Consider the following 18261-nt stretch of genomic DNA (forward strand, 5'->3'; position numbering starts at 1 on the left):
CGCCGTGCCCACGATCTCTGAGATGCGGCGACAGACGCGTGGGCACGCTCCGCTTTGCCCAGCCTACGAGACCTCACTCCGCCGCGATCACCGTGAGCTCGGGCCATAGCGCCTTCCAGCGTGCGGCCTTCGCTTCGTAATTCGTCGCGGAAAAATTCGGGCCCGGATTCGGCCGCGCGATCAGCCCTGCGACATCGTCAAACCCGTGCGGCGCGTAGACCTCGTAGCCACCGCCTGTGCGCCTGACCCCGACCTGCGTGTTCTGCGTGAGGAAGCGGTCGATGCCTTCCCTCGAGCTTCTCAGCGGCGGATAGGGCAGGCCGTGCTTGGCCGGGTACCACAGATGCACACGCGCCTGGTTGCGGATCTCGACCTTGGCGCCGAGATGCGCGAGCCGCTCATGCAGGGCGCGGATCACCGAATCCTCCGCCTCCCACGATGTATCGGGATCGAAATAGAACGCATCGTAGTCGGCGATGCCGTGATCGACGGGGCGGCCGGTGAGCACGTTCCATACGGTCTGCACCAGGCATCCCGAGACCAGCCATGCATCCGGCAGATCGAGCTGCGCCAGCACGTCGATGATCGTGACGTTGACGGGATTTCTCAGCGCGAGCGCGAGGAATTCGTCACGGTTCATCGTGCGATGAGGCGGCTCAATGCACGGCGGTGAAGAACCGGCCGAGCCGGAAGCCGGAGAGCCAGGTGTAAACCGGCTGGCCGCGTATGCCGAGATCCCAGGAGCCGAGCACCGCATCGGCACGGCCGATCAGATTGTCGATCGGCAACAGGCCGACGCCGCCGGACCGCAGCGGCACGCGGCTGTCGGCGGAATTGTCGCGGTTGTCGCCGAGCACGAAGAGGTGGCCGGCCGGCACCGTCACTTCCGGCGAGTTGTCGAGCGGACCGTTGTCGCGCATCTTGAAGATCAAATGCGAGACGCCGTTCGGCAGCGTCTCGACATAGCGATAGGCGGGCTCGCTGCCGCCATTGTCGTCCTCGGCGGCGCCAACGCCGTCGGGCTTGAGCTCGGCGGGGCGGTCGTTGATGAAGAGCTGGCCTTGCCGCATCTGGATGCGATCGCCCGGCAATCCCACGACGCGCTTGACCCAGGCCTGCGAGCGATCGCCGGGCCAGCGGAACACGACGACGTCACCCTGCTTCGGCGTCTCCGCGAAGACGCGGCCGCTCTCGGGCAGGCTGATCTGGATCGGCAGCGACGAGGTGCCGTAGCCGTAGGGGAATTTCGAGGCGAGCAGCGCATCGCCGATCAGCAGCGTCGGTTCCATCGAGCCCGACGGCACGTAGAACGGCTCGGCAAGCGCGCCCTTGGCGATGAAGACGGCGGCGACGATGCCGGCGAGTTGAACGATCTGCCCGCCCCAGCCGCTGCTCTTCCGCTTGGGGGTGACGGTGACCTTTTCTTCCACGCTCATGCGCCCGTTCCACCCACGGTGATGCGCTCCATCAGCAGCGACGGCTGGCCGACGCCGACAGGCACGCCCTGTCCATTCTTGCCGCAGGTGCCGATGCCGGTATCGAGCGCAAGGTCGTTGCCGATCATGCGGATGCGATGCAGGTCGGTCGGCCCGTTGCCGATCAGCATGGCGCCCTTCAGCGGCGCGCCCAGCTTGCCGTTCTCGATCTTGTAGGCCTCGGTGCACTGGAACACGTACTTGCCTGAGGTGATGTCCACCTGGCCGCCGCCGAAATTCGCAGCGAAGACGCCGTTCTTCACCGAAGCGAGGATCTCGGCCGGATCGCGGTCGCCCGCGAGCATGTAGGTGTTGGTCATGCGCGGCATCGGCACATGGGCATAGCCCTGGCGGCGGCCGTTGCCGGTCGGCTTCATGTTCATCAGCCGCGCGTTCTGGCGGTCCTGCATGTAGCCGACCAGGACGCCGTCCTCGATCAGCACGGTGCGATTGGTCGGCGTGCCCTCGTCGTCGATCGACAGCGAGCCGCGGCGCGAGGCCATGGTGCCGTCGTCCACCACGGTGACGCCCTTGGCCGCGACCTGCTGGCCCATCAGGCCGGCAAATGCCGACGTCTTCTTGCGGTTGAAGTCGCCTTCGAGGCCGTGGCCGACCGCTTCATGCAGCATCACGCCGGGCCAACCGGCCCCTAACACGACGTCCATTTCGCCGGCGGGGGCGGGGATCGATTCCAGATTGACCAGGGCCTCGCGCAATGCGCCGTCGGCGGCATCGCGCCAGTTCTTGCTCTCGATGAATTCGGCATAGCCGGCGCGGCCGCCATAACCCTTGCTGCCGCTCTCCTGGCGGTCGCCCTGGCCGGCAACCACGGAAATGTTCACGCGCACCAGCGGACGGATGTCGCGATAGCTCTCGCCGTCGGGCCGCAGGATCTCGACGACCTGCCAGGTCGCACCCAGGCTGACGCTGACCTGTCGCACCCGCGGATCCTTGTCGCGCAGGTAAGCGTCGATCTCGGCGAGCAGTTTTACTTTTGTCTCGAAGCCCGGGGCATCCAGCGGGTTGTCATCGCCGTAAAGGCGCACATTGGTGTGCGCGGGCGGCGCGGCGAAGCTGCCGGAATAGCCGCCGCGTACGGCTGCGACTGCATCGGCGGCGCGAATCAGCGCCGGCAGCGAGACGTCGGAGGAGTGGGCGTAGCCCACGGCATCATCCTTGACCGCGCGTAAGCCAAAACCTTGCGAGGTGTCGTAGGTCGCCTGCTTCAGCCGCCCATTGTCGAACATCAGCGCTTCGGTCTGGCTGTACTCCAGGAACAGCTCACCGTCGTCGGCGCCGGAAAGCCCGCGTGCGACCTCGTGGCGAACCTGGTCGCGATCGAGATTGGCGCGGTCGAGCAGGGAGGTCGTGGCAGGGTTTGTCATGCGTCCGTCCATTATCGGAAGATGTGGGGCAAGATAATGGTTTCGGACCGGTTCCGCGAGGGGGCGGGGCGTCACATTACGGAAACGATAGGATTGCCGACGGTGTTGTCGAAAATGTTGGCCGCGAGCATCAATCCATCACCGTCACCCCCGCGCAACGGCGAAGCCGTTGTCGCTGGAGGCGGTCGCTTCTTCAGCGGCCCTCGAAGGATGAACGGGATTAAGAACGTGCGATCGGATTGCCGCCCCTAAGGCAGCTTGTCATAGCCTTCGCCGAGCCCGTTCAGGCTGAGCGGGAAGCCGATGCCTTCTTCCGGGGTCTCGAAGATGATGAAGGTGGCGGTCTTGGCGGTGCGGAGCTGGCCGAGCAGCTTGTCGTCCATGACGACCTCGGCGACGCAGCCATTGGGCAGGCAGCGGACGAAGCCGGCGCGGCCGACGTCCTGGTTGTCGAGCTTCAACCCGAGACCGGAGGGCAGCAGGACCCCGAGCGGCGCGACCACGCGCATCAGGCGGCTCTTCTGGTCGGCGGTCTTCAGCACGATGACGGTCAGGCCGGCATTGGAGCGGTCTTCGGCGACCACGCTCTGGATCAGGGCGCATTGCTCGGTTTGGGCGCCAGGCGGCGTGTCGCAGCGAATCTGCCAGTCGCCATGCACGGAGCGGACTGCGCCCTGCGCATGGGCGAGGCCGGGGAGTGCCAGAACGACGAGCGCAGCCAGCAGGCTGGCCAGCGCCGGGAGGCGGGTCATCTGCCTTCTCGCCAGCCTTGCCATCGATTTCGAAAGCCCCATCGGGTCGGTCCCTCTGCTCGCCTGGGTCGCTCGCGCTTGGCGGACTAATCTGGCGGACTGATACGGGAATGACGGCGTCTTGAAGGCGATTCCCAAGCAAATTTCACGCCGCCTCGCGCCGCCGCCGCCCGCACGAATCAGGTTCCTGCGCGGCCATCTGTCAGTGCCTACCGCGGGCAATTCCGCTGTCAAGCGGCAGCATCCCGGCAAACGGTATTTTTGTCTGATCTTACTAGGAAATATCTTGCGGGTGATCGCTGGCAGACGGGGCTCAAGACTGCATTGCGATAGATCAAAAATTATGGTTTGAGAGGCTTGATTTCGGCGTTCTAGCGATCTGGCCCCAATTCCTCTTAGAGGTATTCTTGCGCGGCGGTTTGTCAGGCGGGCGGATCGAATAAGCGTTTCCCGCAAACAGGGGGAGCGCACTTGGGGTGATTTCGTAAGGGGAGCGCGAACGGCATGAGGATGTCGATGGGCCCGGTGGGCCGGCACTTGCTGGGATTGGCCGTGGCGGGTCTGACGCTGGCGACGGGCGGTGCGGCATTTGCCGAGCTCGGGCAGCCGAAGCCCTGGGAATGGACGCTTCAGGAGTCCGGCTCCCCGGTGATGGACAACATCATCTGGTTCCACAACTTCCTGTTCGTGCTGATCACGCTGATCACGCTGTTCGTCCTGGCGCTGCTCGTGGTCGTGGTCATCAAGTTCAACGCACGGGCCAATCCGGTGCCGTCGCGGACCACCCACAACACGCTGATCGAGGTGGCTTGGACGCTGGTTCCGGTGCTGATCCTGGTCGGCATCTCGGTGCCGTCGTTCCGGCTTCTGTTCCTTGAACTCGACGTGCCGAAGGCGGATATCACCATCAAGGCGACCGGCAAGCAGTGGTACTGGTCCTATGCCTATCCCGATAACGGCAAGTTCGAGTTCGATTCGCTGATGGCGCAGGACAAGCAGCCCCGCCTGCTCGGCGTCGACAACGAGATGGTGGTGCCCGTCAACAAGGTGATTCGTGTCCAGGTCACCGGCGCCGACGTCATCCACGCCTTCGCGCTGCCGGCTTTCGGCGTCAAGATCGACGCCATTCCGGGCCGGCTGAACGAGACCTGGTTCAAGGCGACCAAGACCGGCATGTTCTACGGCCAGTGCTCGGAGCTCTGCGGCAAGGACCACGCCTTCATGCCGATCGCGATTCGCGTCGTGAATGACCAGGAGTTCGCCTCCTGGGTCGAGACGGCAAAGAAGAAATTTGCGAGCGGCGGCACCAGCACCTACGCCTCCGCGGCCGGCCCGACGCAGTAGGCGTCGGGTGACGGCTTGAGGGACTGAAAGCGACATAAGGGCGGGACCTCCAGAGGTCCGATTGGGACGCAAGGCAGGATTTGAAAATGGCAACGAGCGCAGCGGCACACGGCGATCACGCCCACGGACATGACGAGCATGCCCATCCGACCGGATGGCGCCGCTACGTCTATTCGACCAACCACAAGGACATCGGCACGATGTACCTGATCTTCGCGGTCATCGCCGGCGTCATCGGCGCCGCGATGTCGATCGCGATCCGTGCCGAGCTGATGTATCCGGGCGTGCAGATCTTCCACGAGACGCACACCTATAACGTGTTCGTGACCTCTCACGGCCTGATCATGATCTTCTTCATGGTCATGCCCGCGATGATCGGCGGCTTCGGCAACTGGTTCGTGCCGCTGATGATCGGCGCGCCCGACATGGCGTTCCCGCGCATGAACAACATCTCGTTCTGGCTGCTGCCGGCCTCCTTCGCCCTGCTGCTGATGTCGACCTTCGTCGAGGGCGAGCCGGGTGCCAACGGCGTCGGCGCCGGCTGGACCATGTACGTGCCGCTGTCGAGCTCGGGCCATCCGGGCCCGGCCGTCGACTTCGCGATCCTGTCGCTGCATCTGGCGGGCGCCTCGTCGATCCTCGGCGCCATCAACTTCATCACCACGATCTTCAACATGCGCGCGCCGGGCATGACCCTGCACAAGATGCCGCTGTTCGTGTGGTCGATCCTGGTGACGGTGTTCCTGCTGCTGCTGTCGCTGCCGGTGCTCGCCGGTGCGATCACGATGCTGCTCACCGACCGCAACTTCCACACGACGTTCTTCGCGCCTGACGGCGGCGGCGACCCCGTGCTGTTCCAGCATCTGTTCTGGTTCTTTGGTCACCCCGAGGTGTACATCCTGATCCTGCCCGGCTTCGGCATGGTCAGCCAGATCATCTCCACCTTCTCGCGCAAGCCCGTGTTCGGCTATCTCGGCATGGCCTACGCCATGGTCGCGATCGGCGGCATCGGCTTCGTGGTGTGGGCGCACCACATGTACACGGTCGGCATGTCGTCGGCGACGCAGGCCTATTTCGTCGCTGCGACGATGGTGATCGCGGTTCCGACCGGCGTGAAGATCTTCTCGTGGATCGCCACGATGTGGGGCGGCTCGATCGAATTCCGGGCCCCGATGATCTGGGCCGTGGGCTTCATCTTCCTGTTCACGGTCGGCGGCGTCACCGGCGTCGTGCTGGCGAACGCCGGCGTCGACCGCGTGCTGCAGGAGACCTACTACGTCGTCGCACACTTCCACTACGTGCTGTCGCTCGGTGCGGTGTTCGCGATCTTCGCCGGCTGGTACTACTGGTTCCCGAAGATGTCGGGCTACATGTACAACGAGACGCTCGCGAAGGCGCACTTCTGGGTCACCTTCATCGGCGTCAATCTGGTGTTCTTCCCGCAGCACTTCCTCGGCCTGTCGGGCATGCCGCGCCGTTACGTCGACTATCCCGACGCGTTCGCGGGCTGGAACCTGGTCTCGTCGGTCGGCTCCTACATCTCCGGCTTCGGCGTGCTGATCTTCCTCTACTGCGTGCTCGACGCCTTCATGAAGAAGGTGCCGGCCGGCGACAATCCGTGGGGTGCAGGTGCGACCACGCTGGAGTGGACCTTGCCCTCGCCGCCGCCCTTCCATCAGTTCGAAGTGCTGCCCCGCGTGCAGTGATCGATCTCCCGCGGCGCCCGTGACGGGCGCCGCGGCTCTATAACGAAGCGAGTTGAATTAAGTGTCCGTCCTCGACCACAACGCCATCGACATCAATCCCCGCATCTCCGAAGCGGAGGTCGGCGACTACATCGCGCTCTTGAAGCCGCGGGTGATGTCGCTGGTGATCTTCACCGCGCTGGTCGGGATGGCGATGGCGCCCGGGCATTTCCACTGGGTGCTGGCGATCACCTCGCTGCTCTGCATCGCCGTCGGCGCGGGCGCCTCGGGCGCGCTCAACATGGCGCTGGAAGGCGATATCGACTCCAAGATGTCGCGCACGGCGAACCGGCCGATTCCGCGCGGCCGCATCACACGCCCTGAAGCCATGGCGTTCGGCCTGACGCTGTCCTTCTTCTCGGTGATGACGCTCGGTATCCTCGTCAACTGGATCGCGGGCGCGCTGCTCGCCTTCACCATCTTCTTCTACGTCGTGATCTACACCATGTGGCTGAAGCGCTGGACCGCGCAGAACATTGTGATCGGCGGTGCCGCCGGTGCGCTGCCGCCGGTGGTGGCCTGGGCCGCGGTCACAGGCACTGTCGACGTCGAGCCGCTGCTGCTGTTCGCCATCATCTTCTTCTGGACCCCGCCGCACTTCTGGGCGCTGGCGCTGTTCCGCTCCGACGATTACGCGCGCGCCGGCATTCCGATGCTGCCCAACGTCGCCGGTCCCGACGCGACGCGGCTCCAGATCCTGCTCTACACCATCGTGCTGATCGCGGTCGCCGCGGCGCCCTGGGCGCTCGGCTATTTCGACGCCGTTTACGGCATCGTCTCGCTGATCCTCGGCGCCGGCATGCTGGTGCTCGCGATCAACGTCTATCTGCGCCGCGAGCGAGCTGCGTCGCTGCGTGCGACCCGCAAGCTATTCGCCTTTTCGATCCTCTATCTGTTCGTGCTGTTCGCGACCCTGCTGGCCGAGGTCGTGTTCCGGGCACTTGCTCCGCTGGTAGGGGGCGCATGATCGCAGGGATGGTCGACAAACCCGAGCCAGATGGAATCGTCCTCACCGAGGCGCAGAAGAAGAGCCGTCGTCAGCGTTCGATTGCGATCGCGCTCGCGCTCGGCGTGCTCGTGGTGCTGTTCTTCGCCGTCACCATGGTCAAGGGGCCGGCAGTCCTCGTGCGGCCGATGTAGGAAACATGGATCACGAGCCGACCATATCGCAGGATGTCAGCGCCAAGCCGGCCAAGCGTGAGCCGACCAAGGGCCGCGGGCTGGGCCGCGATGTGGTGGTTGCTTCCATCTGCGGCGGCGTGGTCGCGCTGATGGTGGGTGCCTCCTACGCGGCGGTGCCGTTCTACAACTGGTTCTGCCGCGCCACCGGCTTCAACGGCACGACCCAGGTTGCGACCTCCGCGCCGGCCACCGGCCCGATCGCGCGGAAAATCTCGGTGCGCTTCGATTCCAACGTCGCGCCCGGCCTGCCCTGGAAGTTCGAGCCGGAGCAGAGCGAGATCGAGGTCAATATCGGCCAGGTCGTGACCGTCTTCTACACCGTGACAAACCAGGCCGCGCGCACCACTGCCGCGCAGGCCGCCTACAATGTCGCGCCGCTGACGGTCGGCTCCTATTTCCAGAAGATCAACTGCTTCTGCTTCACCGAGCAGACCATGGCGCCCGGCGAGAAGCGCGAGATGCCGGTCGTGTTCTACGTCGATCCGTCGATCGCCGACGATCACGAGAACGACGGGCTGAACACGATCACGCTGTCCTACACCTTCTATCCGGTGAAGGATCCGGTGGTGAAGCCGCTGGCATCGGGCGAAGGCGACAAGCGCAAGGGAAATCTCTGACCGCCGGGGCTCGCGCTCGGAAGGTCGGAAACAAGGGGATAAGTGCCTGACAGGCACGGGATTGAGGAGAGAGACCGAAATGGCTACGGCGCACACCAAGCATCACGACTATCACCTGGTCGACCCCTCGCCCTGGCCGGCCGTCGGTTCGCTCTCGGCCTTCATCATGGCGGTCGGCGCGATCACCTGGATGCATCACATGTTCTCGGCCGCGCCGATCGTGTTCGGCGTCGGCACCGTGGGCGTGCTCTACACCATGGCGAGCTGGTGGGGCGACGTGATCAAGGAAGCCCAGTACAAGGGCGACCACACCCGCGTCGTGCAGCTGCATCACCGCTATGGCATGATCCTGTTCATCGCCTCCGAGGTGATGTTCTTCGTCGCCTGGTTCTGGGCCTATTTCAACGCCGCGCTGTTTCCGGCCGACGCCGTTCACGCCACCCGCGATGCCGTATTCGGCTGCGGCCTCGGCACCCAGGCCGGCGCCTGCGCCGTCCCCGGCACCTGGCCGCCGAAGGGCATCGAGACCTTCGATCCCTGGCATCTGCCGCTCCTCAACACGCTGATCCTGCTCACGTCGGGCACCACCGTGACCTGGGCGCACCATGCGCTGCTGGAGAACGACCGCCAGGGCCTGAAATACGGCCTGATCCTGACCGTCGTGCTCGGTGCGCTCTTCACCTGCGTGCAGGCCTACGAGTACAGCCATGCGGCGTTCTCGTTCGGCGGCAACGTCTATGGCGCGACCTTCTTCATGGCGACCGGCTTCCACGGCTTCCACGTGCTGGTCGGCACCATCTTCCTGCTGGTGTGCCTGTTCCGCGCCTATGCCGGCCACTTCACGCCGAAGCAGCATCTCGGCTTCGAGTTCGCCGCCTGGTACTGGCACTTCGTCGACGTGGTCTGGCTGTTCCTGTTCCTCTGCATCTACGTCTGGGGACACGGCGCCGAGACCATGGCCCACGGCGCGCACTGAGCCGCGACAACGAGATCAGAAAGGGCGGCCGCTGGGCCGCCCTTTCGCTTTTGGGCCGCCGGAAGCTCCCGCGAAAACTGTGATAGAGTCTGCCATCATGAACGACACCGCCGGCAAGCCCGAGCCTGAAACCACCGTCCTGCAAAGCGCGCTGCGCGGGCTTGCCTGCCGATGCCCGCGCTGCGGCCAGGGCAAGCTCTATGCGGGCTTCCTCAACCTCGCACCCGCCTGCGACCGCTGCGGTCTCGACTATGCCTTCATCGATACCGGCGACGGGCCGGCGATCTTCATCATCATGCTGGCCGGTGGGATCGTGGTAGCGGCTGCGCTCATCGTCGAGGTCAAGTACCAGCCGCCTTACTGGCTCCATGCGGCGCTGTGGTTGCCGCTGATCCTGGCCACCACGCTGCTGCCGCTGCGCGCGATGAAGTCGCTGCTGATCGCGCTGCAATTCCACCACAAGGCGGCGCCGGGCCGGTTGGTCGACCGCGCGAAATGAACCAGCCTGCGCGCAAGCCCCGCGTGGCCGGCTTCGCGCTGTTCACGCTGTTCCTGACGGCCGTCTTCGTCGCGCTCGGTGTCTGGCAATTGCAGCGCCGGACCGCCAAGCACGCGCTGGTCGCGGCGCTCACCGAGCGCCTTGCAGAGGCGCCCATCGCGCTGCCGCCATCTTCGCAATGGGCTGCACTCAATCCCGCGCGCGACGAATTCCGCCGCGTCAGCTTCACCGCGACCTACGCAGCCCTGCCGGATGCGATGGTCTATTCCTCGGGCTCGGCGGTGCGCAAGGACGCCTCCGGCCCCGGCACCTGGGCGTTCCTGCCGGCGCGACTTCCCAGCGGCGAGACGGTCGTGATCGATGCGGGCTTCGTCGAGAACACCATGCAGGATCGCAGCGTCGAGGATCGCGCGGTGAAGAAGCTCGTTACCGGGCAGCCGGTCGCGCTCACCGGTTATCTGCGCTTTCCCGAGCCGTCCGGCTGGCTGACGCCAGCGGAGAACCGCGACAAGCGGCTCTGGTTCGTGCGCGATCATCCGGCCATCGCAAGCGCGCTCGGCTGGGGCGCGGTTGCGCCGTTCTATGTCGACCTCGAGCAACCGGTGCCCGAGAACGGCATCCCGCGCCCGGGGCCGCTCGACGTGCATTTGAAGGACGACCACCTGCAATACGCCGTCACCTGGTTCATGCTGGCAGGCGCCGTGCTGATCGCCTTCGCCGTGTGGGCAAGAGGCCGGCGGCAGAGCTGGGCTCGACCGTAGATACCCCGTGGGAACCCGGTATCGCCCGGGGTTTATTATTCAGCGCACATTCACGAGTGTGGTTCTAAGCCGCCGGTGAGTTTCCGCGGCAGACAGGATTGCGGCGTGAGCGATTTCGACCAGATGGGAATTGTCGTCGATTGGGTGGACGCCTGCCGGAAGGGCGACCTCACGTCGTTGCTCGACCTCTATGCGGACGACGCCCAGGTCGAATGCACGTGCAACGGTGCGCAGCGCTATCGCGGCCGCAGCGAGCTCGAGGCCTATTGGCAGCCGCGACTCAGTGCCTTCTCCTTGGCCGGCTTCGGGCTGGAGGAGATCCATCCCGCGCCCCATGGCGTCGATCTCGAATATTCCGTCGCCGGCGCGCTACGGATTCACGCCTCGTTTCGCTTCAGCCCCGAAGGCAAGATCCGCAGCACGCTGTGCGAGCCGGCGCAACAGAACGCGCATCATGGCTGCGCCTGTTAGGGCATGATCCCGAAGGGCCGCGTGGGCGTAAAGTGTGCGGCGGTTTTCCGACAAGGTCAGCTCAACCAATTGGCTGGACCGGCGCCTCGCGTGCCGGCTCGGCCGGAAGGCGGCAGCGTACATGGGTTCGCCCATCCACGCGCAACAGTGACAGCGATCCGCTGAGCGCGCGCACGCGCTCATGCATGCCGGTCAGGCCGCGGCCGAAAACGTTGCCGTCGGGAAAGCCGCCGCCGTCGTCGGAGATCTCGACGACGAGCGCCTTATCGGTGACGGTTGCCTGGACATGGGCGTTGCTGGCCTTGGCGTGGCGCAGCACGTTGGTCAGCGCCTCCTGGATCACGCGATAGACGGTCTGGGCCAGCGGCCCGGCGATGCCGTCGAGACCCGGATCGATCGTGTCCGTCAGGACGATGTGCGGCGCCTGCTTGCGAAAGTTCTGGAGCAGCGTCTGCACGCTGGTCGAAAGGCCAAGCTCCTGAATGTAGAGCGGCCGCAACCGATCGAGGATACGGCGGTTGGTCTGCTGGAGCGCCTCGACCGATTGCAGCACATCCTGGGCCGACTTGCCGAGATTTCCCGCCTGCGGCGAGGCGTCGACCAGCGCGATCGTGCCGGCGCGGATGCTGAACAGCAGCGGTCCGAGCTCGTCGTGCAATTCGCGGGCGAGATCGCGCCGCTCGTCGTCCTGGAGCGACACCAGGCGGTGCATCAGATCGCGATTGTCCTGGCTCAATTGCGCCAGCGTCGCGGCCAGCGCGTTTGCTTCCGCACAGCTCTGCCGGATCTCCGGCGGCCCTCCGATCGGGATCGGCTTTGCGTAGTCGCCGCGCCGCATCCGTGTGAGGCCTTCACCGAGATGCTGCAGGGGACGCAGTGCCGATCCCGCGAAGACGTAAGCGATGATTCCGGTGAGCACGGTCAGCATGGCGACGAGGCCGGTCAGCGCCAGGAAGCCGATCCACTTCTCGAACAGGTCGGCCGACAGGTCCGGCAGGAACACGATATCGCCGACACGCTTGCCATCGATCAGCACCGGGGTCGCAGCGTCCATGTCCGGTACCATGAGCAGGTTGACAAACCACTGCGGAACCCCTTGCAGGTTGTGCCGGCCGTCCTTTCTCGGCTCCGCGGCAGGGCCTTCCGCGGAACGGAACTGGATGTCCGAGGAGGTAGTCAAGGATTGGACAAAGGCGTCGAGCGTCTTCCGCGGGTCGTCCGACGCGCGCAGAGTGTTGTTGAGTGCGGTCGCGATCGTCCGGGTCGAACGTCGAGCGGGCTCGTTCTCGTCGGCGAGCTGGCCGGCCGCGAAGATCTGGAGCAGAACGCCGCCCAGGATCAGCGTTGCGAGAAAGCTCGCGCCAAGTGGAAGAAACAGTTGCGTTCTGAACGAGAGCCGTTGCCACATTAGGTCAATTCTAACGCGCATCGGCGGGATTTACTCTTTCCATTTGTTCCCGCCGGTCTATGAGTCGAACAACAAGAGAGTGCGCGATGCAAGATACCGCCAAGCCGGCGACCAGGGTCCTGATTGTCGATGACCACCCCGTGGTGCTGTCCGGTTGCCGCACCCTGTTCGCTTCGGACCATTCGATCCGTATCGACGAGGCGACCGACGCCAAATCCGGCCATCGCGCCTATGTCAGCAAGCGGCCCGACGTGACCGTGATCGACATCAGCCTGCCCGATGTCTCCGGCTTCGAGCTGATGCGACGCATCCGCAAGGACGACCCCGACGCCAAGATCATCATGTTCAGCATGAACGACGATCCGGCCTTCGTGGTGCGGGCGGTCGAACTTGGGGCGCAGGGCTATGTCTCCAAGGGCGATGATCCCAGGATCCTGCTGAAAGCGGTGCGCAAGGTGGTCGCGGGCGACAATTACATCTCACCGCAACTCGCGGAAGCCGTGACGTTTTCCGGCGCGGCGATCAAGGCCAACCCGGCCTCGCAGATGACGCCGCGGGAGCTCGAAATTCTCCGCCTGCTCGGACGCGGCGACAAGATCGTGGAAGTCGCCGAGGCGCTCGGCATCTCCTACAAGACCGTCGCCAACACCACGTCCCTGCTCAAGCAGAAGCTGGGAGCCAAGAACCATTCCGACCTGATCAGGATCGCGGTTGAAATCGGGCTGAATTGACGGCCCGGGGCACTGACGGCCCGGGCACTGACGGCCCGGGCACTGGCGGCCCGGGCACTGGCGGCCCGGCACCGACGGCACCGAACCGGCTGCTCCAGGATGCAGCCGGTTCGGCGAGACGGATTGGTGTCGGCGTGCAGCCGGGCAATGCATGGACACCGCCGACACCCATCCGCGGACACAATGGGTCGAGGTGGCATTCGTTCCGGACCCCCGCAATTGTCGGGATAAAACGGCAATCCTTGGCGCCGGTTCGCTGGAACGCGCTCGCCAAAGCTTGGCCAATGTCGGGAAAAATAGGAACATCTTCCCGCGCTCGTCGTTTTCGCCCTTGACGATTTCGTGACTGACGGCGAAAGGTTGCCGGACAAGTTTCCGCGGGGGCGGCGACCCCAGAGACAAACCGGTCTGCACATATCAACGACAGACCTTCCAAGAGAGGGCTGCGGCACCGCCGCAGCCCTTTTTGCTGGGCAGGGGTGAAGGCGGGAAGCGGTTTCCTGATGCCGCAAAACACTTTATGGTGGCCCAAAGCCTCTGGCTGTTAACAAGTAATTTCGTAAAATCAAAGGCTTAACGAGCGGGCGCAGGCCCGGTCGGCCTTTGGAGGGCAGTTTGACTCGTTATATCTCGACCCGGGGCGAGGCCCCCGAACTCGGCTTCTGCGACGTGATGCTGACCGGGCTTGCGCGCGACGGCGGCCTGTATGTGCCGACGATCTGGCCGCAGCTCTCTGCCGAGACCATCGCCGGCTTCTTCGGCCGCCCCTATTGGGAGGTCGCGGTCGACGTGATCCGTCCCTTCGCCGGCGGCGAGATTTCGGACGCCGAGCTTGGCCGCATGGCGAACGAGGCCTACGCGACCTTCCGCCATCCGGCGGTGGTGCCGCTGCGCCAGATGTCGCCGCACCAGTTCGTGCTGGAGCTGTTCCACGGTCCGACGCTCGCCTTCAAGGACGTGGCGATGCAGCTGATCTCGCGGCTGATGGACCACGTGCTCGCCAAACGCGGCCAGCGCACGACCATCGTGGTCGCCACCTCAGGCGACACCGGCGGCGCTGCGGTCGAAGCCTTCGCCGGCCTCGAGAACGTGGATCTCATCGTGCTGTTCCCGCACGGCCGCATCTCCGAGGTGCAGCGGCGGATGATGACGTCGACGGGCGCGGCCAATGTCCATGCCCTCGCCATCGAGGGCAATTTCGACGACTGCCAGGCGCTGGTGAAGGGGATGTTCAACAACCATCGCTTCCGCGATGCGACCTCGCTCTCCGGCGTCAATTCCATCAACTGGGCGCGCATCGTCGCCCAGGTCGTCTACTATTTCACCTCCGCCGTTGCAGTCGGCGCGCCGGCGCGCGCGGTGGATTTCGTCGTGCCGACCGGCAATTTCGGCGACATCTTCGCCGGCTACGTCGCCAAGCGGATGGGCCTGCCGGTGCGGACCCTGCGCATCGCCGCCAACGTCAACGACATCCTGGCGCGCACGCTGAAGACCGGGATCTACGAGGTGCGCGAGGTGCACGCGACGGCGTCGCCGTCGATGGACATCCAGATCTCGTCCAATTTCGAACGGCTGCTGTTCGAAGCCGGCCGGCGCGATGCCGCCGGCGTGCGCCGTCTGATGGATTCGCTGAAGCAGTCAGGACGTTTCGTGCTGCCAGATGCGACGCTGGCCGCGATCCGCGAGGAGTTCGACGCAGGGCGCGCCGACGAGACCGAGACCGCGGCTGCGATTCGCGCCGGCTGGCGCGAGGCCGGCGAGCTGGTCGATCCCCATACGGCGGTGGCGCTCGCCGTCGCCGACCGCGATACCACCGACACTGGGGTGCCGAGCATCGTGCTCTCCACCGCGCATCCGGCCAAATTCCCCGACGCTGTCGAAGCGGCCTGCGGCCAGCGGCCGCAACTGCCGGCCTGGCTCGACGGATTGATGACCAAATCCGAACACATGAAGGTGATGAAGAACGATCAGGCCGAGGTCGAGCGGTTCGTGCTGTCGGTCAGCCGCGCCGCAAAGCAGGGAGTTGCCGGATGAGCGTCGAGATTTCCAAGCTTGCCTCCGGCCTGACCGTCGTTACCGACAAGATGCCCCATCTCGAGACCGCGGCGCTCGGCGTGTGGGCCGGCGTCGGCGGACGCGACGAGAAGCCGAACGAGCACGGCATCTCGCATCTGCTCGAGCACATGGCGTTCAAGGGCACGACGAAACGCTCCTCGCGCGAGATCGTCGAGGAGATCGAGGCGGTCGGCGGCGACCTCAATGCCGGCACCTCGACCGAGACCACGTCCTATTATGCGCGGGTGCTCAAGGCCGACGTGCCGCTCGCGCTCGACGTGCTCGCCGACATCCTCGCCAATCCCGCCTTCGAGCCGGACGAGCTGGAGCGCGAGAAGAACGTCATCGTGCAGGAGATCGGTGCCGCGCAGGATACGCCCGATGACGTCGTGTTCGAGCATCTCAACGAGCTCTGCTACCCCGACCAGCCGATGGGCCGCTCGCTGCTCGGCACGGCCAAGACGCTGCGCGCCTTCAATCGCGATTCGCTGCGCGACTATCTCTCGACGCATTATCGCGGGCCCGACATGGTGGTGGCCGCGGCCGGTGCGGTCGATCACAAGCAAGTGGTCGCTGAGGTCGAGAAGCGCTTCGCAAGTTTTGAGGCGACGCCGGGTCCCAAACCGCAGGCGGCCATGTTCGGCAAGGGCGGCGCCAAGGTGGTGCATCGCGAGCTGGAGCAGGCGCATCTGACGCTGGCGCTGGAAGGCGTGCCGCAGAGCGATCTGTCGCTGTTCTCGCTCCAGGTCTTCACCAACATCCTCGGCGGCGGAATGTCGTCGCGCCTGTTCCAGGAGGTGCGCGAGAAGCGCGGCCTCTGCTACTCGATCTACTCGTTCCACGCGCCCTATACCGACACCGGCTTCTTCGGCCTCTACACCGGCACCGATCCGGCCGACGCGCCGGAGATGATGGAGGTCGTGGTCGACATCATGAACGATTCGGTCGAGACCCTGACCGAGGCCGAGATCGCACGGGCCAAGGCGCAGATGAAGGCGGGCCTCCTGATGGCGCTGGAGAGCTGCTCTTCCCGCGCCGAGCAGCTGGCGCGCCACGTGCTGGCCTATGGCCGGCCGCAGACGGTCGAGGAGCTGGTGGGCCGGATCGACGCCGTCAGCGTCGAATCGACCCGGGATGCCGCGCGTGCGCTGCTGTCGCGGAGCCGGCCTGCCGTTGTCGCATTAGGCAGTGGCAGGGGTCTGGACACGGCGGTGTCTTTTGCGGAAGGATTGACGCGGGCACGTGCCAAGGCGCGGCTGCATTAGGAGCCGCGCGCGGGCTGAGCTGCCCCGGGAAGCATCACCATGGCCCTCTTTCGCCTGCCGTCCAGTGGACCCGCCGCCCTCGCGCCGCGCGGTAACGGGCTGTTGCTGCGCGCGCCGCAGATGTCGGACTTCCTGCAATGGGCGCATTTGCGCGAGACCAGCCGCGATTACCTGACGCCCTGGGAGCCGATCTGGCCGTCTGACGATCTCACCCGCTCCGGCTTCCGCCGCCGCCTGCGCCGCTATTCCGAGGACATTGCCGCGGACCGTTCCTATCCCTTTCTGATCTTCCGGGAGCTCGACGGCGCCATGGTCGGCGGCATCACGCTGGCCAATGTCCGGCGCGGCATCGTGCAGGCCGGCACCATCGGCTATTGGGTCGGCCAACCCCATGCCCATCGCGGCTACATGACGGCTGCACTGCGGGTGCTGCTGCCGACGCTGTTCGGCGAGCTCAATCTGCACCGGGTCGAGGCCGCCTGCATCCCCACCAATGCGCCGTCGATCCGGGTGCTGGAGAAGTGCGGTTTCTCCCGTGAAGGCCTGGCGCGCCGCTATCTCTGCATCAACGGGGTCTGGCAGGACCATTTGCTGTTCGGCCTGCTGCATGAGGATTTCCGCGGCTGAGCGGCTCGCTTCATTGGGCCAAGTCCCCTGGCCAAGTCCTCTGGCCAAGTCCCCTGGTCAAGTCCCCTGCCAAGTCCCTGGCCCAGTCCCCCTTTTTGCTGCCTTGGGTTCGCCGATTTTGGCGATATAACCCGCATGCCCCGGCCGGCGATCGGCCGGATAATTGTCATTGGAGTACGGGCTTTGATGGTGAAGCAGCTTCGGTCATCGCGGAATGTGCTGCGGCGGATGCCGGCGATCGCGCTGGCATTGTCGATGTCGTTCGCGACGGTTTCGCCGGTGGCCGCCCAGTCCTTGACCGACCGCTTCAAGAGCCTGTTCGGCGGCAAGTCGGATGAGCCGGCCCCGCCCAAGCCCGCGCCTGCGCCTGGCCAGCCGGCGGAAGACGACCTCGATTGCCCGCAGGTGACGGTGCGTGCGGGTGCATCGACCTACGCGGTGGGGGCGGCCGGAAAGCCGGCCGTCGGCAACGAGATCCGCTTCCAGGCCTCGATCACCAAGATGGCGCGCGAATGTGCCCGCAGCAGTGCCGGCATCACGGCCCGGATCGGAATCCAGGGCCGCGTGATCGCCGGTCCCGCCGGTGCGCCCGCCACCGTCGAGGTCCCCTTGCGTGTCGCGGTGGTGCAGGGCGGCGTCGGCGAGAAAGTGATCGCCTCGAAGGCTTACCGGACCACGGTCGAGATGTCGGAAGGGGGCAGCGTGCCCTTCACCTTCATCGTCGAGGATCTGGCTTATCCGACGCCCTCCGCCTCGACCGCCGATTCCTATGTCTTCTATGTCGGCTTCGACCCGCAGGCGCTGTCCCCCGAGCCGAAGGGACGGAAGAAGAAGTAGGGGGCTCGTGCCCCGGACGCAGCGCAGCGCTTCTTCAGCGGTGCGCTGCAGAGCCGGGGCCCATGCCGCCGGCACACTGGGTCCCGGCTCTGCGTCGCGTCATTTCATGCCGCGCCGCGTCCGGGACACGA

At 65.5% G+C, this 18261-nt stretch carries 19 protein-coding genes; 14 read left to right on the top strand and 5 right to left on the bottom strand.

The window, feature by feature from the left end; translation table 11 throughout:
- Positions 1 to 73: 73 nt before the first annotated feature.
- From XI04_RS25465 to XI04_RS25480, 4 genes are all read right to left on the bottom strand, one after another.
- Complete coding sequence (locus XI04_RS25465) at positions 74 to 640, bottom strand: nucleotidyltransferase family protein (protein ID WP_271609205.1); 567 nt, start codon at positions 638 to 640, stop codon at positions 74 to 76.
- A 16-nt stretch (positions 641 to 656) separates the two neighbouring features.
- Positions 657 to 1436 (bottom strand): signal peptidase I, encoded by a 780-nt coding sequence (gene lepB / locus XI04_RS25470; RefSeq protein WP_018316360.1) that lies wholly within the window; start codon positions 1434 to 1436, stop codon positions 657 to 659.
- A complete protein-coding gene (gene tldD / locus XI04_RS25475; protein ID WP_026201654.1) occupies positions 1433 to 2860 on the bottom strand; it encodes a metalloprotease TldD in 1428 nt (475 codons plus the stop codon). The genes lepB and tldD overlap by 4 nt, the downstream gene beginning before the upstream one ends.
- A 248-nt stretch (positions 2861 to 3108) precedes the next feature.
- Entirely contained in the window at positions 3109 to 3654 is a 546-nt protein-coding gene (locus XI04_RS25480) for an invasion associated locus B family protein (protein WP_028139834.1), read from the bottom strand.
- Positions 3655 to 4116: 462 nt separating this feature from the next.
- Between XI04_RS25480 and coxB the strand changes: the two genes are divergently transcribed.
- From coxB to XI04_RS25525, 9 genes are all read left to right on the top strand, one after another.
- Positions 4117 to 4956 carry a cytochrome c oxidase subunit II gene (gene coxB, locus XI04_RS25485; protein ID WP_028139835.1) on the top strand — a complete coding sequence of 280 codons (840 nt, stop codon included), beginning with the start codon at positions 4117 to 4119 and terminating at the stop codon, positions 4954 to 4956.
- An 86-nt stretch (positions 4957 to 5042) separates the two neighbouring features.
- Entirely contained in the window at positions 5043 to 6662 is a 1620-nt protein-coding gene (gene ctaD, locus XI04_RS25490) for a cytochrome c oxidase subunit I (protein ID WP_028139836.1), read from the top strand.
- Between the two features lie 61 nt (positions 6663 to 6723).
- Positions 6724 to 7668, top strand: a complete 945-nt coding sequence (locus XI04_RS25495; RefSeq protein WP_038948601.1) for a heme o synthase — start codon at positions 6724 to 6726, stop codon at positions 7666 to 7668.
- Positions 7665 to 7841 carry a hypothetical protein gene (locus XI04_RS25500; RefSeq protein WP_018316353.1) on the top strand — a complete coding sequence of 59 codons (177 nt, stop codon included), beginning with the start codon at positions 7665 to 7667 and terminating at the stop codon, positions 7839 to 7841. The genes XI04_RS25495 and XI04_RS25500 overlap by 4 nt, the downstream gene beginning before the upstream one ends.
- A 5-nt stretch (positions 7842 to 7846) precedes the next feature.
- Complete coding sequence (locus XI04_RS25505) at positions 7847 to 8500, top strand: cytochrome c oxidase assembly protein (protein WP_028139838.1); 654 nt, start codon at positions 7847 to 7849, stop codon at positions 8498 to 8500.
- 79 nt (positions 8501 to 8579) lie between these two features.
- A complete protein-coding gene (locus XI04_RS25510) occupies positions 8580 to 9476 on the top strand; it encodes a cytochrome c oxidase subunit 3 (protein ID WP_028139839.1) in 897 nt (298 codons plus the stop codon).
- A 97-nt stretch (positions 9477 to 9573) separates the two neighbouring features.
- A complete protein-coding gene (locus tag XI04_RS25515) occupies positions 9574 to 9975 on the top strand; it encodes a DUF983 domain-containing protein (RefSeq protein WP_038948599.1) in 402 nt (133 codons plus the stop codon).
- Positions 9972 to 10736, top strand: coding sequence for an SURF1 family protein (locus XI04_RS25520; RefSeq protein ID WP_038971879.1), 765 nt, complete (start codon positions 9972 to 9974; stop codon positions 10734 to 10736). Before XI04_RS25515 ends, XI04_RS25520 begins: the two co-directional genes overlap by 4 nt.
- A 105-nt stretch (positions 10737 to 10841) precedes the next feature.
- Entirely contained in the window at positions 10842 to 11207 is a 366-nt protein-coding gene (locus XI04_RS25525; RefSeq protein ID WP_028139842.1) for a nuclear transport factor 2 family protein, read from the top strand.
- Positions 11208 to 11268: 61 nt separating this feature from the next.
- On the opposite strand, the gene XI04_RS25530 is transcribed toward XI04_RS25525, so the two are convergent.
- Positions 11269 to 12615 carry a histidine kinase gene (locus XI04_RS25530; RefSeq protein ID WP_028139843.1) on the bottom strand — a complete coding sequence of 449 codons (1347 nt, stop codon included), beginning with the start codon at positions 12613 to 12615 and terminating at the stop codon, positions 11269 to 11271.
- An 86-nt stretch (positions 12616 to 12701) separates the two neighbouring features.
- On the opposite strand from XI04_RS25530, the gene XI04_RS25535 reads away from it, so the two are divergent.
- The 5 genes from XI04_RS25535 to XI04_RS25555 all read left to right on the top strand — a co-directional run bounded on the left by XI04_RS25535 (position 12702) and on the right by XI04_RS25555 (position 18130).
- On the top strand, positions 12702 to 13346 hold the full coding sequence (locus XI04_RS25535; protein ID WP_028139844.1) for a response regulator transcription factor: 645 nt from the start codon (positions 12702 to 12704) through the stop codon (positions 13344 to 13346).
- A gap of 615 nt (positions 13347 to 13961) precedes the next feature.
- On the top strand, positions 13962 to 15380 hold the full coding sequence (gene thrC / locus XI04_RS25540; protein WP_028139845.1) for a threonine synthase: 1419 nt from the start codon (positions 13962 to 13964) through the stop codon (positions 15378 to 15380).
- On the top strand, positions 15377 to 16666 hold the full coding sequence (locus XI04_RS25545; RefSeq protein WP_028139846.1) for a M16 family metallopeptidase: 1290 nt from the start codon (positions 15377 to 15379) through the stop codon (positions 16664 to 16666). Before thrC ends, XI04_RS25545 begins: the two co-directional genes overlap by 4 nt.
- A 39-nt stretch (positions 16667 to 16705) precedes the next feature.
- Positions 16706 to 17293, top strand: a complete 588-nt coding sequence (locus XI04_RS25550; protein ID WP_018316343.1) for a GNAT family N-acetyltransferase — start codon at positions 16706 to 16708, stop codon at positions 17291 to 17293.
- Between the two features lie 186 nt (positions 17294 to 17479).
- Positions 17480 to 18130, top strand: coding sequence for a hypothetical protein (locus tag XI04_RS25555; RefSeq protein WP_038948595.1), 651 nt, complete (start codon positions 17480 to 17482; stop codon positions 18128 to 18130).
- Positions 18131 to 18261: the final 131 nt, after the last annotated feature.

This window comes from Bradyrhizobium sp. CCBAU 11430 (assembly GCF_028128855.1).
GTDB lineage: Bacteria > Pseudomonadota > Alphaproteobacteria > Rhizobiales > Xanthobacteraceae > Bradyrhizobium > Bradyrhizobium ottawaense.

Coding starts and splice junctions, on each gene's coding strand:
- coxB (WP_028139835.1), top strand. CDS start 4,117: ATGAGGATGTCGATGGGCCCGGTGGGCCGGCACTTGCTGGGATTGGCC.
- tldD (WP_026201654.1), bottom strand. CDS start 2,860: ATGACAAACCCTGCCACGACCTCCCTGCTCGACCGCGCCAATCTCGAT.
- XI04_RS25520 (WP_038971879.1), top strand. CDS start 9,972: ATGAACCAGCCTGCGCGCAAGCCCCGCGTGGCCGGCTTCGCGCTGTTC.
- XI04_RS25555 (WP_038948595.1), top strand. CDS start 17,480: ATGGTGAAGCAGCTTCGGTCATCGCGGAATGTGCTGCGGCGGATGCCG.
- XI04_RS25535 (WP_028139844.1), top strand. CDS start 12,702: ATGCAAGATACCGCCAAGCCGGCGACCAGGGTCCTGATTGTCGATGAC.
- XI04_RS25480 (WP_028139834.1), bottom strand. CDS start 3,654: ATGGGGCTTTCGAAATCGATGGCAAGGCTGGCGAGAAGGCAGATGACC.
- XI04_RS25500 (WP_018316353.1), top strand. CDS start 7,665: ATGATCGCAGGGATGGTCGACAAACCCGAGCCAGATGGAATCGTCCTC.
- lepB (WP_018316360.1), bottom strand. CDS start 1,436: ATGAGCGTGGAAGAAAAGGTCACCGTCACCCCCAAGCGGAAGAGCAGC.
- XI04_RS25505 (WP_028139838.1), top strand. CDS start 7,847: ATGGATCACGAGCCGACCATATCGCAGGATGTCAGCGCCAAGCCGGCC.
- ctaD (WP_028139836.1), top strand. CDS start 5,043: ATGGCAACGAGCGCAGCGGCACACGGCGATCACGCCCACGGACATGAC.
- XI04_RS25515 (WP_038948599.1), top strand. CDS start 9,574: ATGAACGACACCGCCGGCAAGCCCGAGCCTGAAACCACCGTCCTGCAA.
- XI04_RS25550 (WP_018316343.1), top strand. CDS start 16,706: ATGGCCCTCTTTCGCCTGCCGTCCAGTGGACCCGCCGCCCTCGCGCCG.
- XI04_RS25510 (WP_028139839.1), top strand. CDS start 8,580: ATGGCTACGGCGCACACCAAGCATCACGACTATCACCTGGTCGACCCC.
- XI04_RS25465 (WP_271609205.1), bottom strand. CDS start 640: ATGAACCGTGACGAATTCCTCGCGCTCGCGCTGAGAAATCCCGTCAAC.
- XI04_RS25545 (WP_028139846.1), top strand. CDS start 15,377: ATGAGCGTCGAGATTTCCAAGCTTGCCTCCGGCCTGACCGTCGTTACC.
- XI04_RS25530 (WP_028139843.1), bottom strand. CDS start 12,615: ATGTGGCAACGGCTCTCGTTCAGAACGCAACTGTTTCTTCCACTTGGC.